The organism is Rhizobium nepotum 39/7, from assembly GCF_000949865.1.
Classification (GTDB): domain Bacteria; phylum Pseudomonadota; class Alphaproteobacteria; order Rhizobiales; family Rhizobiaceae; genus Agrobacterium; species Agrobacterium nepotum.
Genome location: NZ_JWJH01000001.1, coordinates 188,238 through 210,924 on the forward strand (window position 1 = coordinate 188,238; position 22,687 = coordinate 210,924).

Annotated in this window: 21 protein-coding genes; 8 read left to right on the forward strand and 13 right to left on the reverse strand. The window is 60.2% G+C overall.

Annotated features, from left to right (window positions below; all coding sequences use genetic code 11):
• Nucleotides 1–23: 23 nt before the first annotated feature.
• Nucleotides 24–1,139, reverse strand: coding sequence for an RHE_PE00001 family protein (locus tag RS75_RS00840; RefSeq protein WP_045016440.1), 1,116 nt, complete (start codon nt 1,137–1,139; stop codon nt 24–26).
• A 224-nt stretch (nt 1,140–1,363) separates the two neighbouring features.
• On the opposite strand from RS75_RS00840, the gene RS75_RS00845 reads away from it, so the two are divergent.
• Nucleotides 1,364–2,668, forward strand: coding sequence for an MFS transporter (locus RS75_RS00845; RefSeq protein WP_045016441.1), 1,305 nt, complete (start codon nt 1,364–1,366; stop codon nt 2,666–2,668).
• Between the two features lie 63 nt (nt 2,669–2,731).
• On the opposite strand, the gene RS75_RS00850 is transcribed toward RS75_RS00845, so the two are convergent.
• The 3 genes from RS75_RS00850 to RS75_RS00860 form a co-directional block, all read right to left on the reverse strand.
• A complete protein-coding gene (locus tag RS75_RS00850) occupies nt 2,732–4,069 on the reverse strand; it encodes a sensor histidine kinase (protein ID WP_045016442.1) in 1,338 nt (445 codons plus the stop codon).
• A gap of 22 nt (nt 4,070–4,091) precedes the next feature.
• Nucleotides 4,092–4,745 carry a response regulator transcription factor gene (locus tag RS75_RS00855; protein ID WP_045016443.1) on the reverse strand — a complete coding sequence of 218 codons (654 nt, stop codon included), beginning with the start codon at nt 4,743–4,745 and terminating at the stop codon, nt 4,092–4,094.
• Between the two features lie 65 nt (nt 4,746–4,810).
• A complete protein-coding gene (locus RS75_RS00860) occupies nt 4,811–6,478 on the reverse strand; it encodes a phosphoethanolamine transferase (protein ID WP_045016444.1) in 1,668 nt (555 codons plus the stop codon).
• Nucleotides 6,479–6,829: 351 nt separating this feature from the next.
• Between RS75_RS00860 and RS75_RS00865 the strand changes: the two genes are divergently transcribed.
• From RS75_RS00865 to RS75_RS00885, 5 genes are all read left to right on the forward strand, one after another.
• Nucleotides 6,830–7,732, forward strand: coding sequence for an iron-siderophore ABC transporter substrate-binding protein (locus RS75_RS00865; RefSeq protein WP_045016445.1), 903 nt, complete (start codon nt 6,830–6,832; stop codon nt 7,730–7,732).
• Complete coding sequence (fhuB, locus tag RS75_RS00870) at nt 7,729–9,693, forward strand: Fe(3+)-hydroxamate ABC transporter permease FhuB (RefSeq protein WP_045016446.1); 1,965 nt, start codon at nt 7,729–7,731, stop codon at nt 9,691–9,693. Before RS75_RS00865 ends, fhuB begins: the two co-directional genes overlap by 4 nt.
• Before the next feature lie 34 nt (nt 9,694–9,727).
• Nucleotides 9,728–10,537 carry an ATP-binding cassette domain-containing protein gene (locus tag RS75_RS00875; RefSeq protein WP_045016447.1) on the forward strand — a complete coding sequence of 270 codons (810 nt, stop codon included), beginning with the start codon at nt 9,728–9,730 and terminating at the stop codon, nt 10,535–10,537.
• 245 nt (nt 10,538–10,782) lie between these two features.
• On the forward strand, nt 10,783–11,310 hold the full coding sequence (locus RS75_RS00880) for a DUF992 domain-containing protein (protein ID WP_045016450.1): 528 nt from the start codon (nt 10,783–10,785) through the stop codon (nt 11,308–11,310).
• A 98-nt stretch (nt 11,311–11,408) separates the two neighbouring features.
• Nucleotides 11,409–11,810, forward strand: coding sequence for a c-type cytochrome (locus RS75_RS00885; RefSeq protein WP_407691479.1), 402 nt, complete (start codon nt 11,409–11,411; stop codon nt 11,808–11,810).
• 3 nt (nt 11,811–11,813) lie between these two features.
• On the opposite strand, the gene recX is transcribed toward RS75_RS00885, so the two are convergent.
• The 7 genes from recX to RS75_RS25320 all read right to left on the reverse strand — a co-directional run bounded on the left by recX (nt 11,814) and on the right by RS75_RS25320 (nt 18,132).
• Nucleotides 11,814–12,404, reverse strand: coding sequence for a recombination regulator RecX (recX, locus tag RS75_RS00890; protein WP_045016682.1), 591 nt, complete (start codon nt 12,402–12,404; stop codon nt 11,814–11,816).
• 72 nt (nt 12,405–12,476) lie between these two features.
• Nucleotides 12,477–13,397 (reverse strand): SMP-30/gluconolactonase/LRE family protein, encoded by a 921-nt coding sequence (locus RS75_RS00895; RefSeq protein WP_045016453.1) that lies wholly within the window; start codon nt 13,395–13,397, stop codon nt 12,477–12,479.
• A 35-nt stretch (nt 13,398–13,432) separates the two neighbouring features.
• Entirely contained in the window at nt 13,433–14,380 is a 948-nt protein-coding gene (locus tag RS75_RS00900; RefSeq protein ID WP_045016456.1) for an ABC transporter permease, read from the reverse strand.
• On the reverse strand, nt 14,377–15,318 hold the full coding sequence (locus RS75_RS00905) for an ABC transporter permease (protein WP_045016458.1): 942 nt from the start codon (nt 15,316–15,318) through the stop codon (nt 14,377–14,379). Before RS75_RS00905 ends, RS75_RS00900 begins: the two co-directional genes overlap by 4 nt.
• A complete protein-coding gene (locus RS75_RS00910) occupies nt 15,315–16,778 on the reverse strand; it encodes an ATP-binding cassette domain-containing protein (protein WP_045016459.1) in 1,464 nt (487 codons plus the stop codon). The genes RS75_RS00905 and RS75_RS00910 overlap by 4 nt, the downstream gene beginning before the upstream one ends.
• Nucleotides 16,779–16,877: 99 nt before the next feature.
• Nucleotides 16,878–17,894 carry an ABC transporter substrate-binding protein gene (locus RS75_RS00915; RefSeq protein WP_045016461.1) on the reverse strand — a complete coding sequence of 339 codons (1,017 nt, stop codon included), beginning with the start codon at nt 17,892–17,894 and terminating at the stop codon, nt 16,878–16,880.
• Nucleotides 17,884–18,132, reverse strand: a complete 249-nt coding sequence (locus tag RS75_RS25320; protein WP_162484785.1) for a hypothetical protein — start codon at nt 18,130–18,132, stop codon at nt 17,884–17,886. Before RS75_RS25320 ends, RS75_RS00915 begins: the two co-directional genes overlap by 11 nt.
• 68 nt (nt 18,133–18,200) lie before the next feature.
• Between RS75_RS25320 and RS75_RS00920 the strand changes: the two genes are divergently transcribed.
• Both RS75_RS00920 and RS75_RS00925 read left to right on the forward strand, forming a co-directional pair.
• Complete coding sequence (locus RS75_RS00920) at nt 18,201–19,436, forward strand: GAF domain-containing sensor histidine kinase (RefSeq protein ID WP_045016463.1); 1,236 nt, start codon at nt 18,201–18,203, stop codon at nt 19,434–19,436.
• 1 nt (nt 19,437) lies between these two features.
• Complete coding sequence (locus tag RS75_RS00925; RefSeq protein ID WP_045016465.1) at nt 19,438–20,160, forward strand: response regulator transcription factor; 723 nt, start codon at nt 19,438–19,440, stop codon at nt 20,158–20,160.
• A 3-nt stretch (nt 20,161–20,163) separates the two neighbouring features.
• Here RS75_RS00925 and RS75_RS00930 read toward each other — a convergent pair whose 3' ends face one another.
• Both RS75_RS00930 and RS75_RS00935 read right to left on the reverse strand, forming a co-directional pair.
• Nucleotides 20,164–21,180, reverse strand: coding sequence for a DNA topoisomerase IB (locus tag RS75_RS00930; RefSeq protein ID WP_045016467.1), 1,017 nt, complete (start codon nt 21,178–21,180; stop codon nt 20,164–20,166).
• 87 nt (nt 21,181–21,267) lie between these two features.
• On the reverse strand, nt 21,268–22,497 hold the full coding sequence (locus tag RS75_RS00935; RefSeq protein WP_045016684.1) for a PQQ-dependent sugar dehydrogenase: 1,230 nt from the start codon (nt 22,495–22,497) through the stop codon (nt 21,268–21,270).
• Nucleotides 22,498–22,687: the final 190 nt, after the last annotated feature.

A 22,687-nucleotide genomic window follows, 5' to 3' on the forward strand; every position in this document is an offset into this window, starting at 1 on the left:
GGAATATGGTAGAGCGATTTGCGCTAAAGCATGCCCCAGGCGCGGAAACGGCCACGGCCGGTGACCTCCCGCAATTCCAGCTGATTGGCAAGCCCGATCGCGCCTTGCGGCGTGGTGCCGAGTTCCTTGACGATCATCGCTGCCGAGACCACCGGCCGGGTAACCACCAGTTCCACCAGTTCGGGCAGACGCGAGGAAGAGCGCCGTCCGGCCAGTTTGCGCAGCATGCGCTCTCTGGCGTGGGTCAGCCTGTCATGTTCCTTCATGCTGGCGAGTGCCGCTTCGTAAAAACTGTCCAGAAGCGCCAGGAGGCGCTGCGTCTTGTTTCTGGCGTGTCGGCGCTCGCGTGGAACCGCGCGAAGACCGGCGCTAAGCGCCGGCAGGTGATCGGGAGCGACAGCCCCGTCGCGCAGAAAGGCGGCGGCCAGAAGCCTGCCGAGCCAGGGGCTGCGTTGCAGAACCTCAATCATGTTCCAGGCATCCAGCAGGATTGCGGTTCGCAGGATCGTCGGCAGTTCTTCCGTGCGGCCATGGACCTGCCGCCATTCTTTCAGCCTTTCCTCCTCATCCCAGTCGGGATCGTTGACCATCGGATGGCCTTCGTCCCGATATGTTATCGGCCGCAGCGTGGTGCCGGCGGTGATCGCCTCCAGGGTGGCGGAGCTTCGCGCCAGAAGCGCGTCCAGTTCGGAAAAGGCTCCATCCAGCGGGGTCTCCCTTTCTGTGTCCGCTTCCCCGTCGTGGGAATGCTCCACAGTTTCCTTGCTGAATGCCGTCTCGTCGGCCGCTATTGCCGTCCTGCCCCGCAGGCGCATAAGCCCGGGCGCCGTGAAGGCCCAGCCCGGTGCATTGGAAAAAATCAGCCGTCTCGAACGGAGAATCCGGTGCGCCGCCGTCATTTCATGGGTGGGCGCCCGCACATCCATGTGGGCGTCATGCAGGACGAGATCTTCCATATGGACGAGTTCGCCATCGACCCACATGGATGAAATCGCATCGGTAAAATCCTGCCTCCCGATGAAACCGTGCTTCATCGGCGACCGGTCTATCCGCTCGTCCAGCCGCGCCAGCGCTTCCCCCGCACGGGCGGCGGGAATGAGCAGCTTTTCGATCTGGACGTCGGATATATCGTAAATCATTGATATTTTTTAGTTCGAGCATGGGTGGGTTACAAGACGGATTGTAACGGTCCGGCGCGGAAGATCGGGAACCAGGGTGTTCATCATCATGCTGCGATGCGGTGTAAACTTGCGCATTGCAATATGACGGGTATATACCCCCTCTGAGAGCGACAAATTATCACACCTTCCGTTCGCCCTTCCATCTCCAGACGAAGATGAATTGGAGTTTACCCGTGAATATTATGGCAAATGGTCCTGCCACGGCACCGGATCAGAAAACCCGTTTGAAATCCATTATCGGCGGATCGGCGGGCAACCTCGTCGAATGGTACGACTGGTACGTCTATTCGGCGTTTACCCTTTATTTCGCACCGGTGTTTTTCCCCTCCGGAAACCAGACAGCCGAGTTGCTGAGCGCGGCGGCCGTGTTCGCCGTCGGATTTCTGATGCGGCCCATCGGGGCGTGGTTCATGGGAACCTATGCCGACCGCAAGGGCCGCAAGGCCGGCCTGACATTGTCCGTCACGCTGATGTGCCTCGGCTCGCTGATGATCGCCGTCACGCCCGGCCACGAGACGATCGGCATCGCCGCGCCGGCCATTCTGGTTTTCGCCCGCCTTTTGCAGGGCATCAGTGTCGGCGGCGAATATGGCGCCAGCGCGACCTATCTCAGCGAAATGGCTGGAAAGAGCCGCCGTGGCTTTTTCTCCAGCTTCCAGTATGTGACGCTGATTTCCGGCCAGCTTCTGGCGCTGGCGGTGTTGCTCGTTCTGCAGCGCGTCCTGTCGCCGGAACAGCTCGGTTCCTGGGGCTGGCGTATCCCCTTCTTCATCGGCGGCATTCTTGCGATTGCGGTGTTTTACATTCGCCGTGGCCTTGCCGAGACGCAGTCCTTCGAAAACGCCAAGGCAGGCGGGGCGGACAAGCCGAAATCCAGCGGATGGGCGCTGTTCAAGCACTATCCGAGGGAAGCGCTGATGGTCATGGCGCTGACTTCAGGCGGCACGCTCGCCTTTTACGCCTATACGACCTATCTGCAGAAGTTCCTCGTCAATACCTCCGGCTTCAGCAAGGAAAGTGCGACCGAAATCACCACGGCAGCACTCTTCGTCTTCATGCTGTGCCAGCCGATCGCCGGTGCGCTATCGGACAAGGTGGGTCGTAAGCCGCTGATGGTTGGCTTCGGCATTCTCGGAACGCTGTTCACCTATCTCATCTTCACCACGCTGGCGACGACGACCGACCCGATCAAGGCATTCGCTCTCGTTCTGGTCGGCCTGTTGATCGTCACGGGTTACACCTCCATCAATGCGGTGGTGAAGGCGGAAATGTTCCCCGCCCATATCCGGGCGCTCGGCGTCGCTCTGCCCTATGCGTTGGCGAACACCATTTTCGGTGGAACGGCTGAATTCGTTGCCTTGAAGTTCAAGCAGATCGGCCACGAAAACTGGTTCTTCTGGTATGTGACTATCATGATCGCGCTGTCGCTGGTGGTCTATGTGAAGATGCGCGATACGCGCGATCACAGCCATATCCACGAGGATTAAGCGGCCGCGATCTATACCGATGAAAGCCCCGTCCTCTGGCGGGGCTTTTCGTTTTCAACGCTTTCAGGCGGCGTCGATCGGAAGGACGATGCGGGCCTCGAGACCATCTTGTCTGCCGGGGGCGGGAGAGGAAAGCACAAGCTCGCCGCCAATCTGTTCCATCAGGCTTTTGACGATGGCGAGGCCAAGCCCGGTGCCATCCGCCTTGGACGGGCCTCTGACAAAACGTGTCGTCAGTTTGGGAAGTAGCGCCTTGTCGATTGCCACGCCGGAATTGACGACACGGATCGTGCCGTTCTCTTCGGCCAGTATCTGCACCGGGCTTTCCGCCGGGCTGTGGATCAGCGCGTTTTCAAGAAGATTGCGGACGATGATGCCGAAGGCATCCGTGCCCATCTTGCAGTGCAGCCCGCCTTCGCAGCGATTGGTGAAGCGGAGACGGGACGTGCCGATTGCCGTTCTGCTCATGTCGTCGATGACGAGTTCGAGAACGGGGATCAGGTCGTTTACCGTATCGGTTACCCCGATCCGTGCTTCGGCACGCGACATCTGAAGCAGTTTTTCGGCAAGATGGCCGAGATGCAGCAGGGATTTTTCGATATTTTCCACACGCGGTGCGAATTCGGGCGGAATATCGGCATGCAGCCGCTGGGCCTGCGCCAGCGCGCCGGCAATCGGCGTGCGCAATTCATGGGCGCTGTTGGCGGTAAACTCCCGCTCCGCCTCGATTGTCGATCTCAGCCGTCTGAGCAGCAGATTGACCGAGCGGGCGATGGGATGGAGTTCGGCCGGAAACGGCAGGGTTTCCAGCGGGGCGAGATTGCCGCCATCCTTCTTTCCGATTTCGTCGCGCAAGGTCTGGATCGGTTGGAGGGTTTTTCGCACCACGACGATGACGGCGAAGATGCTGGCGGGGATGAGAATGAGAACGGGGAGCAAAAGTGCCGTGCCCGCTTCTTCGATCGCCTCACGCCGGTTGGCGAAGGCGTCTGCGACCTGAAGGAAATAATTTCCGTCCGGTGTGGCGACCGTAAAGATGCGCTGTGTCGCCGTTTCGGAAAAGCCGGGATCGAGCGAGACCTCGAAAGGCTCGGTCGAACTGTCGTGCGAATGCAACACGACCTGTCCTTCCCGGTCGCGAACCTGATAGGTCAGATATTCCGCCGCATGTGCCGACTGGTTGAGTTTCTGCGAGGCGGGACCTGTGTTGTTTTCCCTGAGATCGTCTACCAGCAGCGGCAGCAGCCTTTCAGCGGTTTCCTCAACGCCGGCGTCGAAAATCTCGGCGAACTCGTCCTGCATCACCATGACGCCAAGCCCGCAGGCGATGAGCCAGGATATGGCGACAACGCTGGTCAGCGCCGTGACCAGCTTGCGGGTCATGCTTGTCGGTCTGGCCATGTCTGCCTACCTGCCATTCTGCCTATCTGATGGTGTAGCCGACGCCGCGCACGGTCTCGACGCGGTCATGGCCGATTTTCTTGCGCAGCCGGCTGATATAGACCTCGACCGTATTGCTTTCTATTTCAGCGCCGAATTCGTAAAGCGTATCGTGCAATTGCGATTTCGAGACGACGGCACCGGGATGCTCGACCAGTTTTTCAAGCACGGCCCATTCTCTGGCGCTGAGCGTCTGCGCCGTTCCGTCAACGATGATATTGCGCGCCACCTGGTTGATTTCCAGGCCCGGCAGGCGGATGACGGGAGCGGAGCGACCCTCGTAACGCCGCGAGACGGCCAGCATGCGCGCCGAAAGTTCGTTGAGATCGAATGGTTTGACCAGATAGTCGTCGGCGCCCGCATTCAGCCCGGCAATCCGGTCGGAGACCTGATCGTGCGCAGTCAGAATGATGACGGGTGTCGAGTCATCCCGGTTGCGCAGGGCTTGTAAAAGGGTGATACCCTCGCCATCCGGCAACCGCATGTCGAGCAGGATCAGGCCGTAAGCCATGGTCAGTGTCGCTGCCGTGGCGTCGTCCAGCGTCTTGAACCAGTCCACAGCGTGGCCGACCGCGGCGACATGGTCCCGCAGCGCCTCTCCCAGCACCTGATCGTCTTCAACAAGCAGAACCCGCAAGACAGCTCCTCTATCGCATCGTCCTGCGTATCGCTTTCGCGGGATAAGCGTCAAGCACTGTCTGTTCAGCTATTCTGGCGCTGGGTGCAGCCACCGAACACGTCCAGCGAGGCGTCGTAGACGGAAGTGGAGACGTTCATCATTCCAAGGATGCTGTGGAAATAATTATCGTGGGAGCGTCCGCCCTGCGCGGCGCTTTTCGTGAGGCAGGCGCGGTCCAACCCCATGGATTTGGCGAAATCGTCGTCGAACCAGACGAGGAACGGTACATGGGTCTGCTGGTCGGGCGCGAGCAGGTAGGGCGCACCATGCAGGTAGACGCCGTTTTCACCAAGCGATTCGCCATGGTCCGAGGCGTAGATCATGCCCGTTGCCAGCTTGTCCGAGCGCGCCTTCAGCTTGTCGATCACCGTAGACAGGAAATGATCGGTGTAGAGAAGCGTGTTGTCGTAGGAGTTGACGATCTCGGCATCTGTGCAATTGCCAAGTTCGGCGGTCCGGCAGTCAGGGGTGAATTTCCGGAACTCGTCGGTGTAGCGAAGATAATAGGTCGGTCCGTGGCTGCCCATCTGGTGCAGCACGATGACACTGTCTTTCTTGACATTGTCGAGCCAGGCGTCGAGCTTGTCGAAGAAGATGTCGTCGCGGCATTCTCCACCGGTGCAGAAGCGGGCGTCATTGGTGGAAGGCAGGTCGAAATAGGGAATGCGGTCGGCAACGTTCTTGCTGCCGGTATTGTTGTCCAGCCATGTCGCGCCGATACCCGCATGGACGAGAACATCCATGACGTTCTCGTTGGCGAGCGCCTTGTTGTGGCTGTACTGCGAACGCGGGAATTTCGAGAACATGCAGGGAATGGAAATCGCCGTCGCGGTGCCGCAGCTGGTCGTGCTCGGGAAATAGATCACGTCGCGCTTGGCCAGTTCAGGATTGGTGTCGCGCCCATAGCCGTTGAGGGAAAAGTTCGCAGCGCGGGCGGTTTCTCCGGCCACGATGACGGTGATGCGCGGCTTGTGGACGTCGCCCAGCGCAGCAAGAACCTTTGCATCCTTACCGATCGGGCTAACCTGTATGGCGACTTCCTTTTCGGCCTGCGTCAAATAGTGAACGGCGGATAAGATCGGCGACAATGGATTGACGCTTTTGACGATGTCCTTGTGCTGCCGGATAGCGGTGGTGAATGTCTTGGAATTCGTAAAGCTGATGATGCCGACGATGGTGAGGCAGATCAGGATGCTGATCGTGTTCCACAGCAGCTTTTCGAGGATCGGCCGATGCCTGACGCGAACGGTGATGATGACGAGCGAGGGCACCAGCCCGTAGATAACCAGATGCCACAAGAGGCCGGGGGTCATCAGATTGCCCGCTTCCGCCGGCGTCGTCTCTACGGCGTTGCGGATCATGTCGCTGTCGATGACGATGCCGTAGCGGTCGATGAACCAGGAGGCCGCTGCCGCAGCGAATATCAGGAAGATCAGAAACGGCTTGATGAGGTATTTGGCGGAAAAAATCGTGATAAAGGCACCGAAGAGCGCCACCATGGCAACATAAAGCGCGACGATGGCGACCGGATAGGCGGAAAAATAGGTATGGACCTTCGACCAGAATGTCTGGTTGGTGAAAAACAGCAGATAGATCGCCGTCAGCAGGCTGAGAGGCACGCTGCCGATTTCCGGCCGATATGTTTCGTTTCCTGTCGCTTTCGCAGTAAAAAGTGCCACTGTCGGTTCCACCAGATCCGTATGTGCCGGCGGTAGCAGGAAACGTTCCGAAACGTGTGTATTCAGGCTGCCGCGAGGCCGATCAATGGCAAATGCGTCGTTTACCTGACATCAACCTGAAAGCTTGTCATGAAAGTGTCACACTATGCCGTACCGCATGGCGGGAAGATGAACGTCAGTCCGGGACTGGCTGTATCGCCACCTATCATCCAAACGGATGGCGGCGGTTTTTTCGCTCCCGTTGCATCCCTTCTCGTCTAAAACTTGACTGACAAAGAATATATTTCTAGTTGCTCCACTTTCGGATGCTATTACGGTTATGGACCACCGGTGATATGCCGCATCAAGTAAAGCAGCAGGGGCATGAAGCGCAGGGATCGATTGATGTGCCCCGTTTGGCGGCGGCGGGAATTTCTGGGGCTGCTCGCCACTTCGATTGTTGCTGCACCGGCGCGAGCGGCGGTGACGCCGCGTATTGCCGCGATCGACTGGGCCATGCTGGAAACATCCGCGGCGCTCGGCGTCATGCCTGTTGCCGCAACCGAGCTTATCCAGTTCAGGAAAGGTGCCGTCGAGCCTGATATCCCTGAAACCGTCGCCGATCTTGGTCTGAGGGGCGCGCCGAATTTCGAGCTTCTGCAATTGACACGGCCCGACCTCATTCTCATTTCGCCTTTCTACACGCGTTACACCGGCCGGCTCGAAACAATAGCGCCGGTGTTTTCGCTGCCTTTCTACGTGCCGGGGGAGCCGCCGTTTGAAAAGGCTCTTGCCGCTGTCGCCGCTCTTGGCGAAAAGCTTGGCAGGACCGAGGAGGCGCGAAAGGTTCTGGATGCGGCGAACCATGCGCTGCAAGCCATGCGGACGCGCCTTGAAGCCTTTGCAGAAAGGCCGACCTATATCATCAACATTGGCGACGCCCGGCATTTCCGCGCTTTCGGTGAAGACAGCATGTTCGGTGATGTTCTCGGCCGGCTGGGCCTGAGCAACGCCTGGATCGACCATTCGCAATTCACCTTCGCAGCCCCGGTTCCGCTCGAAAACCTCGGCCGTTCGCCCGATGCGCGCATCGTCATCGTCTCCGATATTCCGGTGGAGGCTCGTGAAAGCCTGCGCAACAGCGCCATCTGGCGCACGCTTCCGGCCGTACGAGAAAATCGCGTGGTCACGGTCGGTAATATCAGCCCCTATGGCGGCATCACCGCAGCCATGCGTTTCGCGCGGCTTCTGACCGAGGCTCTGACAACGCGGGGGGAAGCATTGTGACGGCGCGGCCTCTCCAGTTTGTTTTCGGGCTCGTCTTTCTTCTGGCCTGCGGGCTTTCCCTGCATGCTGGGCTGATGCGACTGCCTCTCGGCGCGTGGCCGGGCCTGCCGTTCGATGCCGCGACCATGTCGATCGATCAGGTCATTTTCGCATTCAGCCTGATGCCGCGTGTGGCTGTCGCCATTCTGGCGGGCGCGATGCTGGGATTGTCGGGTGCGCTTTTCCAGCAATTGCTGCGCAATCCGATTGCCGATCCCTCCACGCTCGGCATCTCCGCCGGTGCCCAGCTGGCAATCGTCATCGCGACACTGTTCTTTCCCTCGGTACTGGATGGCAATCGCGCATTGGTCGCTCTGGCAGGCGGCGCCGCAGCGGCTGGCGTCGTGTTCCTTCTCGGCTGGCGGCGGTCCTTCGAACCGGTGACCATGGTGGTATCAGGGCTTTTGGTCGGTATCACTGCCGCCTCCGTTTCCGCCGCGCTGACGCTTGCGCAGGGCGAATATCTGATGTCGCTCATCGTCTGGAATGGCGGCTCGCTCAGCCAGCAGGACTGGTCGAACGCTTTTCTGCTTGCCACCCAACTTCTCGCGGGTCTCGTTCTGACCGGGTTGCTGATAAGACCACTCACGGTTCTCGGCCTTGGTGATTCCGGTGCGCGTTCGCTTGGCGTATCGCTGTTTTCTATCAGGCTGGCGGTTGCTGCCGTCGCGGTCATGCTCGCCGCCTTCGTTGCCGCAGCGGTCGGTCTCGTCAGCTTTATCGGCCTTGCCGCACCGGCACTTACCCGGGCACTCGGCGTGCGGCGGGCATCCTCCGTGCTGTTCGTTTCGCCGCTTATGGGAGGTCTGCTGCTCTGGTTCTGCGACGGTCTCGTGCAGCTTCTGGCGGCGACGACAGCCGAAGTTTTTCCAACGGGTGCGGTAACGGCCCTGATCGGCGGACCGCTGCTTCTGTGGCTGCTTCCGAAAATCCGACCGACCGATGTGCATCGCACCGAAGGTGTGGACCTTGCGACAAGACGCCGGCTTGCGGCCCTGCTGCCTGTGCTTGTCATCATGGCCGGACTAGTTTTTGCCGCACTCGCCATCGGCAAGGGACCGGAGGGCTGGACGGTGCTGAAAGCTGGCGACCTGCAGAGCCTTTTGCCCTTCCGTTGGCCGCGGCTGATGGCAGCTTGCGCTGCCGGCGGTCTTTTGGCGACGGCCGGTGCGCTACTACAGCGGCTCACCGGCAATCCCATGGCAAGCCCGGAAGTAATCGGCGTCAGCGGCGGCGCGGGCCTCGGTTTTGCCGCCGCCATCACGCTTTTTCCGGCCGCAGGCCTGTTCGAGCTGTTTTGCGGCGCCGGCATCGGCTCGGCGGCCGTGATGATCCTCGTTCTGTTCTTTTCGGTGCGCCGGCATCTGGCGCCGGAAAAAATATTGCTCGCGGGCATCGCCATCAGTTCGCTCTGCTCGGCGGTGCTTTCGGCGCTGCTTGCCATCGGTGACCAGCGGGCCTGGCAAATTCTTTCTTGGCTCAGCGGTTCGGGTTCAACCGCAAGGCCCGCTTCGGCGATCTTTCTTGCGGTGCTCTCCGTTGTGCTCTTGGCTGCCGCTTTGTCGGTGACGCGCTGGCTGACGATCCTGCCGCTCGGCCGGGATGTGCCGCTCTCCCTCGGCCTGCCGCTCGGCGCGGCGCGCATCGCTGTCATTGCGGTGGCCGGCATTGCCACTGGTGCCGCCTCGCTGCTGGTCGGTCCGTTGAGTTTCGTCGGGCTGATGGCGCCGCATATTGCGCTTCGCGCCGGTTTCACCACGCCGCGTGACCATCTGTACGCTTCGTTTCTGTTCGGTGCGGTGCTGATGGCGCTTTCCGATCTCGGGGCGCGAACCGTGACATTTCCCTATGAACTGCCGCTCGGACTTTTCGCGGCTCTTGCCGGTGCGCCTTATCTGATCTGGCTTGCAGGCAGGCGATAATGATTTATTTGAACGATTTACGGAGATGAGAACCATGGGTGAGGCCGCACTTGCCGTCGATTACGACGATATTCCGCTTTTTTCTCTGGACGGCGTAACGATGGAAGTGCCGGGCAGGACGTTGCTGCATCCGCTGACGGCAAGTTTTGCAACCGGCAAGACCATCGGCCTGATCGGACATAACGGTTCGGGAAAATCGACGCTGCTCAAGATTCTCGCGCGCATCCAGGAGCCGACGACGGGCAGGGTCTCGTTCGAGGGAAAGGCACTCGGGAGCTGGAGCAATCGTGAATTCGCGCGGAAGCTCGCGTATCTGCCGCAATATACGCCGGCGGCCTCCGGCATGTTGGCCAAGGAACTGGTGGCGCTTGGCCGTTACCCCTGGCACGGCGCGCTTGGCCAGTTCACCAAGGCGGATCAGGAGAAGGTGGATGAGGCGATCGAGCTGACCGATACCGTGGCCTTCCGGGACCGGCTGGTGGACACGCTTTCCGGCGGCGAGCGCCAACGCGTGTGGTTGGCCATGCTGGTTGCCCAGAACGCCGAAAGCCTGCTGCTGGACGAACCCATATCGGCGCTCGACATGGCGCACCAGCTCGAGGTGCTTTCGCTGGTGCAGAGACTGTCGCGCGAAAAGGGTCTCGGCGTCATCGTCGTACTGCACGATGTCAACATGGCGGCACGCTTCTGCGATGAGATCGTCGCACTTCATTCCGGCCACCTGATCGCAAGGGGAACACCGCAGGAGATCATGACGCCGGAAACGCTGGAGCGGATTTATGGCGTTCGCATGGATGTCATCACCCATGCCGCCACCGGCTTTCCCGTCGCCCTGCCGCTTTGATGTTGCCGTAAAACAACGCTTGGAAGTGCTCGTCTTCGACGGCAATTTCTCAAGCGTTTCCCGCCCTAACAATGTCTTAATGGCATCCTACCGCCAGTAGACATTGTTAACTGTTTTGCTTTCCTTGCATCCAATTCAGTTGTTTTGGATCGATTTTGGGGAACAAACGTTAACAGTGCGGAATTCAATATCCGGAGAGGGCAAGAAGGGCTGCTGCGGGTAGGAATGAAACAGGAGAAAATAAGATGAAAAAGGCTGTTGCCGTAACTTTTGCCGCATTGACGATGGGCCTCGGCGGTACCGTGTCCGCACTCGCTGCCGACCTTGCGAGATATGAACCGGCTCCCCAGGAGCAGGACGACCGCAACGGCGTCAAGATCGGCTATCTGAGCTGCGATATCGGCGGCGGTGTCGGTTACGTTATCGGCTCGGCCAAGGAACTGGACTGCACGTTCCAGTCCACCCTCGGCGCGCGCCGCACCGACCATTACACCGGCGCGATCCGCAAGATGGGCGTTGATCTTGGTTTCACCACGCAGGGCCGTCTGGTCTGGGCCGTTTTTGCCCCGACAGCGGGTTACCATCGCGGTTCGCTCGGCGGCCTTTATCAGGGCGCAACGGCTGAAGTGACTGTCGGTCTCGGCGTCGGCACCAACGTCCTCGTTGGTGGCACCTCCGGTTCCATCCAGCTTCAGACGGTCAGCGTGACGGGTCAGGTCGGCCTCAACCTTGCCGCCACCGGCACCTCCGTGACGCTCACGGCCATGAACTGATCGGTGAAGCGCCCGGAGCATAGCTCAGGGCATTCTGTCGCATGTCAAAAAACGCCCTCTTCGTTGTCAGACGAAGAGGGCGTTGTAGTATGCGGATCATGACGACCGCCACATTCAGAATCCTCCCGGCTTTACTGGCTTTTTTCCTCTGTCTCGCCGTCACGGCCTTTGCCGAAGGTGATTCGGCTCACGGCGAGAAGGTTTTCAGCCGGTGTTCAACCTGCCACAGCATCGATGCGCCGCGCACCCGCATGGGGCCACATCTGATGGGCGTGGTCGGCAGGCCGATGGCTGGAGTGGCCGATTACGGCCATTATTCGCAGGCGCTTAGGGATGCCGGTGCGGCTGGCCGGGTGTGGACCGAGGAGGAACTGCAAAAGTTCATCGCCAGTCCGAAGAAAGCGATCCCCGGAACCTCGATGCGCTTTTTCGGGCTGTGGAGCGAAACGGATATTACGGATCTGATCGCCTATCTGAAAACGCATCCTCTGCCGCAGTAACTCTTAAAGCGGCGCTTCCGAAACGATCTCTTCCGCCTCTTCCACCGTCATTGCCATAACCTTCGCGCCGATCTCGAAACCGAAACCGTTGCGGGCGAAGGCGGAAAATTCCTTCGACTTGCGTTTTTCATCAAGCTCGACACGGCGAAAGGGGCCGAAGGCGCGCTTGCGTGCGAAGATGACGGCCGCCACCAGATCGTTGGTTTCCTCAAGCGCGACTGCGGCCGTTTCCCGATCGATGCCCTTGATCTGAAGTTTTTGCGCCAGCCCGCGTTTCGACTTGCCGCTGCGTTGGCCGCTTCGCACGGCGATTTCCGCGTAGGCCGTGTCATCAAGGGCCTTGATGCCATAAGCGAAGGTCACGGCGAACTCGCCGAGCGCCTTTGCCTGTGCCGGGCTGATTGCCTCGAATTTTTCCCGCGCCTTGCGCGTGACTGCGTCACGCAGCTGCTTTTCCGTCATCATGCGCTGTTCCAGCCGGTAGAGAGCGGAATTGCGCGCCCAGGACAGCATCCGGCTGGTGGGTTCGCCGGCCTGCGTTTCACCATCCAGGGCCATGTCGTCGGTCAGGAAGGGGCTGGAATCATCGTTCATCCCGCTTTTATAGCGCAGCGAAGCCGTCTTGCCAGTTCCTGTCCGCCTCATGTCCTCCGGTTTTTCAGCGCCTCACGGTGTCTGCGCACCGGTTGCGGCGACGTAGACCGAATAGAGTGATCTCGTCGCGGTGATGAACAGGCGGTTCTTTTTCGGGCCGCCGAAGGTGAGGTTTGCGACCGTCTGCGGCACCTTGATCTTGCCGAGCAGCGTACCGTCAGGCGAAAAGCAGTGAACGCCGTCGCCGGCGCTGGTCCAGAGATTGCCCGCCGTATCCAGACGGAAGCCGTCCGGCAAACCATTGTCGAGATTGCAGAATTCCCGGCCGTTCGTGAGCTTCACGCCGTCCACGACGTCGAAGACGCGGATATGGCGCGGGCGGGATACATCATGGCTGTAGGAGCTGTCGGCAACATAGAGCCTGGTTTCATCAGGCGAAAAAGCAAGGCCGTTTGGCTGCAGGAAGTCATCGATGGCGATCTTGATCTCACCGGTTACAGGATCGAGCCGGTAGACGTTGCGCGTCTTCTGCTCGGGTTCCGCCTTGTACCCTTCGTAGTCGGAAAGAATGCCGTAGGTGGGGTCGGTGAACCAGACGCTGCCGTCGGATTTCACCACCACGTCATTGGGCGAGTTCAGCCGCTTGCCGTCGTAACTGTCGGCAAGAACCGTGATCGAGCCGTCGACCTCGGTGCGGGTGACGCGGCGGCCGCCATGTTCGCAGGAAACCAGCCGTCCCTGCCGGTCGCGGGTATTGCCGTTGGTGAAGTTGGAGGGCTGGCGGAACACCGAAATCCCGCCATCCGGCACCCAGCGCAGCATGCGCTCATTGGGAATATCGCTGAACAGAAGGCAGTTCAGATCGGAAAACCATACCGGGCCTTCGGCCCAGCGGCAGCCGGAATAAAGCTCTTCCAGTTCCGCATTACCGACGATCAGAAGACGGAAGCGATCATCGTGAATTTCGAAAGGGGATGTCTTGTCTGTGGTCATGAGCGTGGTCCGCTTGAGGGCTTGTCGTTCGGGGTTCAGCGCGTGGCCTTGGGGCCGCTTGCCAGAAGAATGACGGAAATGATGATGAGGCCGGTGAGGATGAGGCGGATGCCCGCGCCGAAACCATAGGTATTCAGCATCGAGACCACCAGGAACATGAAGAGCGAGGCGCCCCAGATGCCGGGCACGTTGGAATCACCGCCCGCCACCGCCGTACCGCCGATCACAACAACGGCGATGGACATCAGCAGATATTCCGACCCCATGTTGAGCGCCGCGCCGCCGGAGAAGCTGGCGAGCAGATAACCGGCGATGGCCGCCAGCACCGCGCAAAGCACATAGGTGATGAAACGTGTTCCATCCACCGGAATACCGGTCATGCGGGCAGCGAAGGTGCTCTGGCCGATGGCGGAAATCCAGCGTCCGTAAAAGGTGCGGTCAAGCAGCAACCAGGCGATGACCGAGAGCAGCAGTGCGACGAGCGCCACGTTCGGTATGCCTAGAGAGCTGGAGGTGGCGAAAGTGGCCAATGTTTCCGGCGGCTTGATGCGCAGGCCGCGGTTGGACCAGATGGCGATGGATTGCACGATGAAGCTCATGGACAGCGTCGCGATGATCGGAGGGATGCGCAGGAGCTTGATCAGCGTGTAGTTGCCGATACCGATGGCGATGCCGATCAGGATGGCGATCAGCAGTCCGGGCAGGATGAGGCCGTCGGACACATCCATGAATTTCAAGGCCAGCGTGCCGGAAAGCGTCATCGTTGCGGGAACGCAGAGGTCGATATTACCCGGTCCGAGTGTGATGACGAACATCTGGCCGATGCCGACGATTACGGAGAAGGCCGCGAAGGTCAGCGCCGCGTGCGACAGGCCGAAGGAGCTTGCGCCGCCGGTGAACATGACGGTGACGATCCAGACGGCAGCCGTTGCGGCAAAAGACCAGATCCATGGTTTTTTAGAGAAGGACGAAAGCCCGTTCATTGGTTTTTCTCCCGCTTTTCGAGACGGTTGAGCAGGAGGCGCAGGGCGAGCACGATGATGAGGATCGCGCCCTGTGCGCCGATCTGCCAGTCCGGCGAAATGCGCATGAATGACAGGAACGAGCCGGCAAGGGTCAGCGTCAGTGCGCCGATGACGGCACCGATGGGCGAAACCCGGCCGCCGACGAATTCACCGCCGCCTAAAATGACACCTGCAATCGACAGCAACGTGTAGCGAAGCGCGATATTGGCATCAGCCGATGTCGTCAGCCCGACAAGTGCGATGCCAGACAGCACGGCGAAGAAACCGGCCAGCGCGAAGGTGGCGGCGCGTATGCCGACAACTGACCAGCCGGAGCGTTCGACCGAGCGGAAGTTGCCGCCGACGCCGCGCATCAGCACACCCAAGGACGAGCGCATGACGATATAGTGGGCGACGGCTGCAATCAGGATGCTGGCGATGATGGCGATCGGCACGAGCGGAGGCTTTGCCGTCATCAGCGCCCGGATGAAGGCCGGTGCCTGGCCTCCGGGTGAGGGCAGGATGAGGACGGCAAGGCCGCCCCAGACGAAACTCATGCCAAGTGTGACGACGATGGAAGGCAGGGCGCGGATGTGGATGATCGCGCCAAGCACCGCATAAACCCCAATCGCACCGGCGAAGATCGCGATACCAAGCAATGGCGTCGTTTGCAGGAAGGTGGCGGAGACGCAGGCGCAGAAACTGACGAAGGTGCCCATCGACAGATCGAGATCATTAACGGACATGATCAGCATCTGCGCAATGGTGGCAAGCGCAATCGGCACCGCCAGATTGAACAGCAGGTTGAGGCCATTATAGCTCATGGCGCGCGGCTGCATGTAGAAAACAGCGGCGAGCAGGAAGGCGAGCGAGGCGGCAGGAATGATGAGGCGAAGGGCGCTGGCGGAGAGTTTCATGCGTGGTCTTCTCCGGAAAAGGAGGCGGCCAGCACGTTCTGCTCGGTGATTTCCTCACCCACCAGTTCCGCCTGAATGGCGCCTTCGCGGAACACATAAACCCGGTCGCACAGGCGGATTTCGTCCATCTCGGTGGAGTACCAGATGAAGGTGCGGCCGTGGGAGGCTTCGGTTCTCAAGATGTCGTAGACCTCCTGTTTGGTGCCGATATCGACGCCGCGCATCGGGTCATCCATCAGCACCGTGCTGGCCGTGGTGGCGAGCGCGCGGGCGAAAAGCACCTTCTGCTGGTTGCCGCCCGAGAGCGAAAGAATCTTGTTGCCCATATCGGGCGTGCGGATTTCGATGCGCTTTTTCCACTGTGCGCCAAGCTCGGCTTCCTTGCCCCTGTCCACCATGCCTGCGGATGAAATATCCCGCAGCGAGGCGATGGAAAGGTTCTTGAGGATGCTCCACAGCTGAAAGGTGCCGTTCAGACTGCGGTCGCCCGCCACGAAGGCGATATCCGTCTTGCGTGCGGGTAGCCAGCTGCTGTTGCGGGCAAGATAGAGATCGAGGAGGGCTTCGGTCTGGCCGTGGCCGCCGAGACCGGCAAGGCCGATGATCTCGCCGCGAAACGCTTCGAAGGGAAGGCCTTTGCCTCTGCGCGCAGGCATGGAAAGCACCTTCTCTCCCGCCTTGCGGTTTTCGCCTTTCTGCCTGTCCTGTTCCTTGACGACGCTGCCCATGGCTTCCACTAGCGTGCGCGTCGTGAACTCTCCCGCCGTCCGGTCGGCGACCACACGGCCGTCCTTCATGACGACGATGCGGGTGGATGTCGAAAGAATTTCGCCGAGAATATGGGAGATCAGCAGAACGGAGCCGCCTGTACGCACGAAACGGCTGACATAATCCATCAATTGCTCGGCAAGACCGGCATCGAGCGAGGAGGTCGGCTCATCGAGGATGACCAATCTCGGCGCGTCCGGTGTCCGACAGAAATTGATGGCGATTTCCACCATCTGCCGCTCGGCGATGGAAAGTTCGGCGATCGTCAGTTCGCAATCGATGCCGTGGCCGGGGAAAATCTCGTCCAGCGTCTGCCGGATCATGGTGAGCGCGCGGCCGCGCCAGTTCCGCCCGCTGATTGCGGCATGCATGATGCGGACGTTTTCGCTGATCGTCAGGTTCGGGCAGAGCGACAGTTCCTGAAACACGCAGCGTACGCCGCCGGCACGCGCCGCAGCGATGCCGTGGCGGTTCTGGTTGCCGCGATAGGAAATGGACCCCTCATGCGGTGTCAGTCCGCCATTGATGACGTTGACGATTGTGGATTTTCCCGCGCCATTGTGGCCCACGAGCCCGAGACACTCCCCCGCGCGGATGACGAGATCGGCCCCATCAAGCGCTTTCACCGCGCCGAAAACGACCTTCACGCCGCGCGCGGTGACGACTTCTTCCGCCTCGATGATGTCATTCATGAACAATACGCCAGTGATCTGAAAATAGGATAATATCGATGGCTATCGCGGCGCCCATTCCGGGAGCGCCGCAATATTCAGGCTCTAAGTCGCTCCGGCCTATTTGGCCGATGCGATGGCCTTCTGAGCGTCTTCCTGCGAATATTCCACATTCGCGACGCCGCCCTTCTGGGTGTTCTTGAGATTTTCCTCAAGATTGCCCTGGTCGATGCGCAGGAAGGGAACGGTCAGATCCTTCTTCACATCCTTGCCGTCGAGGATTTGCTGCGCCACCCAGAAAGCGAGCGTGGAGACGCCGGGGGCGATGGAAACCGACATGGTCTCGTAGCCGCTCGCATCCTTTTGCTGTTTCCACCATTGCAGTTCGTCTTCGCGGTTGCCCATGACGATGGTGGGTGTCGGACGCTTGGCGGCAGCGAAAGCCTGTGCGGCGCCATAGCCGTCGCCGCCCTGTGTCACCACGGCAGCGACTTCGGGAAGGCTTGGCAGAATGCCGGCGACGGCACGCTGCGCAACGTCCTGCGCCCAGTCGCCGTTGACCGAACCGACGATCTTGAACTGCGGGTTTTTGGCGACACCGGCGGCGATGCCGGCATGGATTTCGTCATCGACCGAAACGCCTGCAAGGCCACGGATTTCGAGCAGATTGCCGCCCTTCGGCATGGCCTTCGCCAGATAGTCGATCTGGCTTGCACCCATGGCCTTGAAGTCAACCGCAATGCGCCATGCACAGGGTTCCGTCACGATACCATCGAAGGACACGACAATGATACCGGCGTCACAGGCTTCCTTCACCGCGCCGTTGAGGGCGGTGGGCGAAGCGGCGTTGATGACGATGGCATCGTAACCCTGGAGAATAAGGTTCTGGATTTGCGCCGCCTGTTCGGTCGCCTGGTTTTCGGCGGTGGTGAAGGCGTCGGCGCTGGCAACCTGCTTGTCGGCGACCGCCTGCTTGGTGATCTTGTCCCAGCTCGTCAGCATTGCCTGACGCCAGGAATTGCCCGCGTAATTGTTCGAAAGCGCGATTTTTTTAGCCGACGTGTCGGCGTGAGCTGTGATCGGCAAAGCTGCGCATGCGGCAGCGACCGATGCCAGAAGCATCTTTCTAAAAGCCATTGATTTTCCTCCCTGGTGGCTTGCCCTTTTTGAGCTCGGAACCCGCTTTCCCGCAAATCTCCTCGGCGGCAGGCGGAATTCCTTTGCACTGGAGCTCCTTTCCCCAGTAGAAGCGAGAATGACCAAGAAGATTTGGCTTGTACAGGCGGATCACGGCAATCTTACTGCGGGTTTCCGCAGAAAGGATGCGGGAACCCGCAGGACGAAACGGCACCGCCGGGCGCAGAATGGCTGACACGGCGGACTGATACTTCTGGTTTGCTCCGCACAAGTCGACAAGGCAGACGCTTGGGAGGGTGTCCGCACATGCTGGATACGCCGAAAAGCGCTCTTTTCCACCACTATATGGGCATTTCGCGGCTGCTTGCGGGGCAGCTCGAATTCAACGCCATCATTCAGGCGGTGGCGACCGAGATCACCCATATCATTCCGCACGTCCACCTCGATGTCTGCATCAAGCAGCTGGATGACAAATTTCACATCGCCTATGAAAGCGGTCTGGCAAGCGCCTGGAGCAGACAGCCGCCGGCGCTTCTGACCGGCAGCCCGATCCGTTCCGTGCTCTCCGGCGAGGTTGAGTATCTCCTAAGCGGCGATGCCTGTGCCGATCCGCGCTTTCATTTCGAAGGGGCATTTTCCAGCCCCATCATCGAACTGGACCTGCATAGCCGCCTGCATGTGCCAATGAAGGTGCATGGCGACATTATCGGTGCCCTGAGTTGCTCCTCGCACCAGTCGAATGCTTACACGATGGAGGATGTCGGCAATGCCCGCGCGGTTGCGGATTTGCTGGCACCTTATTTCTACGCCATTCGCGCTGCCGAACAGGCCAAGAGGTCGGCCATTGAAGAGGCGCGCGCCAATGCCCGTGAAGAGGGCTTGCGGCTGGGCGCCCTGCAATTGACCGAGGCACTGGAGGCCGAGCGGCAGCGGATCGGCATGGATCTGCACGACCAGACGCTGGCGGATCTGACGCGGCTTGCGCGGCGTATCGAGCGCATGAGCCATGCCTCCGATATGTCGGGTGAGATGCTGGAGCCGGTAGTGCGCAGCCTGCAGCATTGCATGCAGGATCTGCGCGAGATCATCGAGGAGGCAAAACCCTCCATCCTGCAATTGTTCGGTGTCGTGCAGGCGATCGAAACCTATGTGGACCGTTCCGTGCGCGATAGCGGCTCTGCGATCGACTGGTCGGTAACAGACGAGACGGACGGATTGGTCGAAACGCTCGACAAGACGGTGGCGATATCGCTGTTCCGCATCGTACAGGAGGCCGTTAACAACGCCATTCGCCATGCCCAGCCTGAAACCATCGCCGTGACGCTTGCCGCGATCGATGGCGGCTTGCGGGTGACGGTCAGCGACGACGGCAGCGGCGGCGGGGAAAGCGGCGCTTCCGGCGGCCTCGGCATTGGTAATATGAAGACGCGGGCGCGGCTGATTTCGGCCAGATTTGATATTGGCGGCAATGGCAAAGGTGCTGGTACCCGCATCACCGTGACGTTGCCGGAAAGCGCCTTCGACCGGCGGGAGGAGTCATGACATGGATGTGCTGATCGTCGAGGACGATGCGCTGCATCGCGCCTATCTGAACGAGGCGGTGAGAGCCGCCCTGCCGGAATGCGACAACGTGCTGGAGGCGGCAAACGGCAGGACCGGCGAGAAACTCGCGCGGGAAAACCGGGCCGCGCATATCGTCATGGATTTACAGATGAATGAGCGCAACGGCATCGAGGCGGCGCGCACCATCTGGAAGGAGCGGCCGGACACCCGCATCCTGTTCTGGTCCAACTATTCCGACGAGGCCTATGTGCGTGGCGTCTCCCGCATCGTTCCTGAAGGGGCCGCCTATGGTTACGTGCTGAAATCGGCATCCGATGATCGGTTGCGGCTGGCGCTACGCAGCATCTTCATCGAGGCGCAATGCGTGATCGATCGGGAAGTGCGCGGATTGCAGGAAAAGAGCCTCGGCAAGGCGCATGGCTTTACCGATTCCGAATATGAAATCCTGATCGATGTGGCGCTCGGCCTGACTGACAAGGCGATTGCGCGCCGTCGCAACCTGTCGCTGCGCAGCGTGCAGAACCGCCTGCAAAGCCTCTATGAGAAGCTGAACGTGCACCAGACGGCCGGCGATGACGAGGCCGAAGGGCGGTATAATCTGAGAACCCGCGCCGTCACGGTGGCTTTCCTGCGTAAACTTTTGAACTACAGCGCATTGGAAAAGGCAGAGCGGGAGCTTGGCGAGTGGGCGGCAAGCCGCTGATCGTCAGGGCAGGAAGGCAAGCAGCCGTCTTTCATCCGCCCTGAGGCCGGAGACGGGCTTTGCGCCGACCTTCAAGATACGGTCGAGCTTTTTCCGCGCCTTCTCCTCCGTCGCTATGTCGAGAACGGCAGGATGGACATAGCTCTTGCGGCAGATGGCGGGCGTGTTGGAAAGCTCCGTCGCTGCTGATTGGCACATGCCTTTTATGCTGGGTTTTTCGCCGGACGCCAAGCGCTCCATCGCGTGGCAGAAGGCCGCCAGCGTTCCGCCCCAGGTGCGGAAGGTCTTGGCGGAAATGCCGTCACCGCCGATGCGGGAAAGATAGGCGTTGAGATCGCTTGAATCGACGGAATGCACCCGGTTTTCGCTATCCTGCCAGACGAACAGCTCCTTGCCGGGCAGATCGGCGATTTCTTCCAGGATTTTCTGAAGGCGAGGGTGACGCAGCTTGCGCTTCACCTTCTGCCCGCCCTTTGCGGCAAACCGCAACTCGATGGTTTCGCCGAAAGAGACATGCCGTTTGAGCAAGGTCGTCGCGCCATAGGTGCCATTGGTTTCGAGATAGGAACGGTTGCCGACGCGCAGATAGGCGGCGTCGAGCAGCAGCGTCAGGGCGGCAAGCGTCACCTCCTGCCCATGATCCTGCTTTTCGATATCGGCGATGGCGCGGCGGCGGATGGCTGGCAGCGCCTTGCCGAAGCTTTTGAGCTGGAAGAACTTGGTTTCGCCCCGCAGCGCGTGCCAGTCCGGATGATAACGATATTGCTTTCGCCCGCGCGCATCGAAGCCGGTGGCCTGCAAATGCCCCGATGGGTCGATGCAGATCCATACGTCCTTATAGGCTGGTGGTATGCCGAGCGATTTGACGCGCTTCAGTTCGAGACTATCGGACAGAAGCTCGCCATTCGGCAGCCGATAGCAGAAACCACGTCCGCGCTTTTCGCGGGCTATTCCGGGTTCCTGATCGCTAACATAGGTAAGTCCGATTTTTGCGAGAAGGCGGGCAGGCGGTTGTGGCATCGTTTTTTCCGGCAGGTTTCATGCTGCGGCAAACGAAAAACAGGCCGCCTTCGTTCCGGCGGCCCGTCTCTCCAGTCGTCCTTGTTCCTAGCCAGCCTTGGCGATCCGCAGAATTTGCGATTCCCCACCGCCGCGCTCTTCGGTCACGGCATAAAGTGCGCCATCCGGCCCGACCTTCACGTCGCGGATACGCGCCTCAAGCGGCAGCCGGCTTTCGGTCGCGACCTTGTCGCCATCGAGATGCAGGATGACGAGGCCCTGGCTCACCAGGCCGCCAACGATAAAGGCGCCCTTCCATTCGGGAATCTGGTCGCCGTCATAATAGGCCATACCGGAGGGGCCGATGACGGGGTCCCAGTAGTAGACCGGCTGTTCCATGCCTTCCTTCGCGGTGACACCTTCACCGACGGCACGGCCGCTATATTCAATGCCGTAGGTAATGACTGGCCAGCCGTAGTTCAGGCCGGCTTTCGGCAAGTTCAGCTCATCGCCGCCCTTCGGCCCGTGTTCCACGGTCCAGAGCCTTCCCTGACCATCGAGCGCCGCCGCCTGCAAGTTGCGGTGGCCGTAGCTCCAGATTTCGGGAAGGGCGTTCTGCTGGCTGGCGAAAGGATTGCCTTCGAAGGCTTTTCCTTGCGCATCAATGCGGAAGACCTTGCCGAGACCGCTGGACAAATCCTGCGCCTGCACGCGCGGCGTCGCATCCGAACGTTCGCCAACGGTGACGTAAAGCTCGTTGTTCGGCCCGAAGACCAGACGGGAACCGAAATGTTTATCGCCGTCATAGGTCGGCGTCTGGCGGAAAATCACCGAAACATTTTCAAGTTTGGCCGTCCCGCCTTCCTCGGTCAGTTTGGCCGAGGCCACCGAGGTGCCGTTGCCGCCATCGCGCGGTTCGGAAAAGGAGAAGAAGATAGTGCGTGATGTTTCGAAATCGGGCGCAAGCGCTATGTCGAGAAGACCGCCCTGGCCGGCGGATGCGACTTCCGGCACACCTGCGATCGCGGGGCCGGCCTTGCCATCGGCGACGATGTGCATGGCGCCTTCCTTGGCCGCAACGATCATGCGGTCGTCTGGCAGGAATTCCATAGACCATAGATGCGGCAGGCCCTCGGCGATGACTGTCTTTTCAATGTTTGGCTGTGTGGCGGCCTGCGGCGCGCGGGTCTGCCCCTCGGAGGCCGGTTTCTGATCCGGTGCATTGGCTCGTTTCGTCTCCGCAGTTGCGGCGGTCTGTGCCTGAGCCGCACCGGCAAGCGGTATTGCAATCAGGGCGAGTAACATCGTCGAGCTCAGAAATAGGTTGTTGCGGAACATGAGTCTCCCTTCCTTCGTCTGCATCAGCAGAAACAATTTGGGGAGGATTTCGTTTCGTTCGATAGTTTCAAGAAAACTTGATGAGGCCGTGTACGGCGGGATGCTCTTTTTCATCCACGCGAATTCACAAGGAACCGCCGGCCCACCATCACGTTTCCCCCAAATGTTACGTGGTTACACGGAGGGTACC

Coding starts and splice junctions, on each gene's coding strand:
- RS75_RS00840 (WP_045016440.1), bottom strand. CDS start 1,139: ATGATTTACGATATATCCGACGTCCAGATCGAAAAGCTGCTCATTCCC.
- RS75_RS00845 (WP_045016441.1), top strand. CDS start 1,364: ATGGCAAATGGTCCTGCCACGGCACCGGATCAGAAAACCCGTTTGAAA.
- RS75_RS00850 (WP_045016442.1), bottom strand. CDS start 4,069: ATGGCCAGACCGACAAGCATGACCCGCAAGCTGGTCACGGCGCTGACC.
- RS75_RS00865 (WP_045016445.1), top strand. CDS start 6,830: ATGAAGCGCAGGGATCGATTGATGTGCCCCGTTTGGCGGCGGCGGGAA.
- RS75_RS00875 (WP_045016447.1), top strand. CDS start 9,728: ATGGGTGAGGCCGCACTTGCCGTCGATTACGACGATATTCCGCTTTTT.
- RS75_RS00880 (WP_045016450.1), top strand. CDS start 10,783: ATGAAAAAGGCTGTTGCCGTAACTTTTGCCGCATTGACGATGGGCCTC.
- RS75_RS00885 (WP_407691479.1), top strand. CDS start 11,409: ATGACGACCGCCACATTCAGAATCCTCCCGGCTTTACTGGCTTTTTTC.
- recX (WP_045016682.1), bottom strand. CDS start 12,404: ATGAACGATGATTCCAGCCCCTTCCTGACCGACGACATGGCCCTGGAT.
- RS75_RS00895 (WP_045016453.1), bottom strand. CDS start 13,397: ATGACCACAGACAAGACATCCCCTTTCGAAATTCACGATGATCGCTTC.
- RS75_RS00900 (WP_045016456.1), bottom strand. CDS start 14,380: ATGAACGGGCTTTCGTCCTTCTCTAAAAAACCATGGATCTGGTCTTTT.
- RS75_RS00905 (WP_045016458.1), bottom strand. CDS start 15,318: ATGAAACTCTCCGCCAGCGCCCTTCGCCTCATCATTCCTGCCGCCTCG.
- RS75_RS00910 (WP_045016459.1), bottom strand. CDS start 16,778: ATGAATGACATCATCGAGGCGGAAGAAGTCGTCACCGCGCGCGGCGTG.
- RS75_RS00915 (WP_045016461.1), bottom strand. CDS start 17,894: ATGGCTTTTAGAAAGATGCTTCTGGCATCGGTCGCTGCCGCATGCGCA.
- RS75_RS00920 (WP_045016463.1), top strand. CDS start 18,201: ATGCTGGATACGCCGAAAAGCGCTCTTTTCCACCACTATATGGGCATT.
- RS75_RS00925 (WP_045016465.1), top strand. CDS start 19,438: ATGGATGTGCTGATCGTCGAGGACGATGCGCTGCATCGCGCCTATCTG.
- RS75_RS00930 (WP_045016467.1), bottom strand. CDS start 21,180: ATGCCACAACCGCCTGCCCGCCTTCTCGCAAAAATCGGACTTACCTAT.
- RS75_RS00935 (WP_045016684.1), bottom strand. CDS start 22,497: ATGTTCCGCAACAACCTATTTCTGAGCTCGACGATGTTACTCGCCCTG.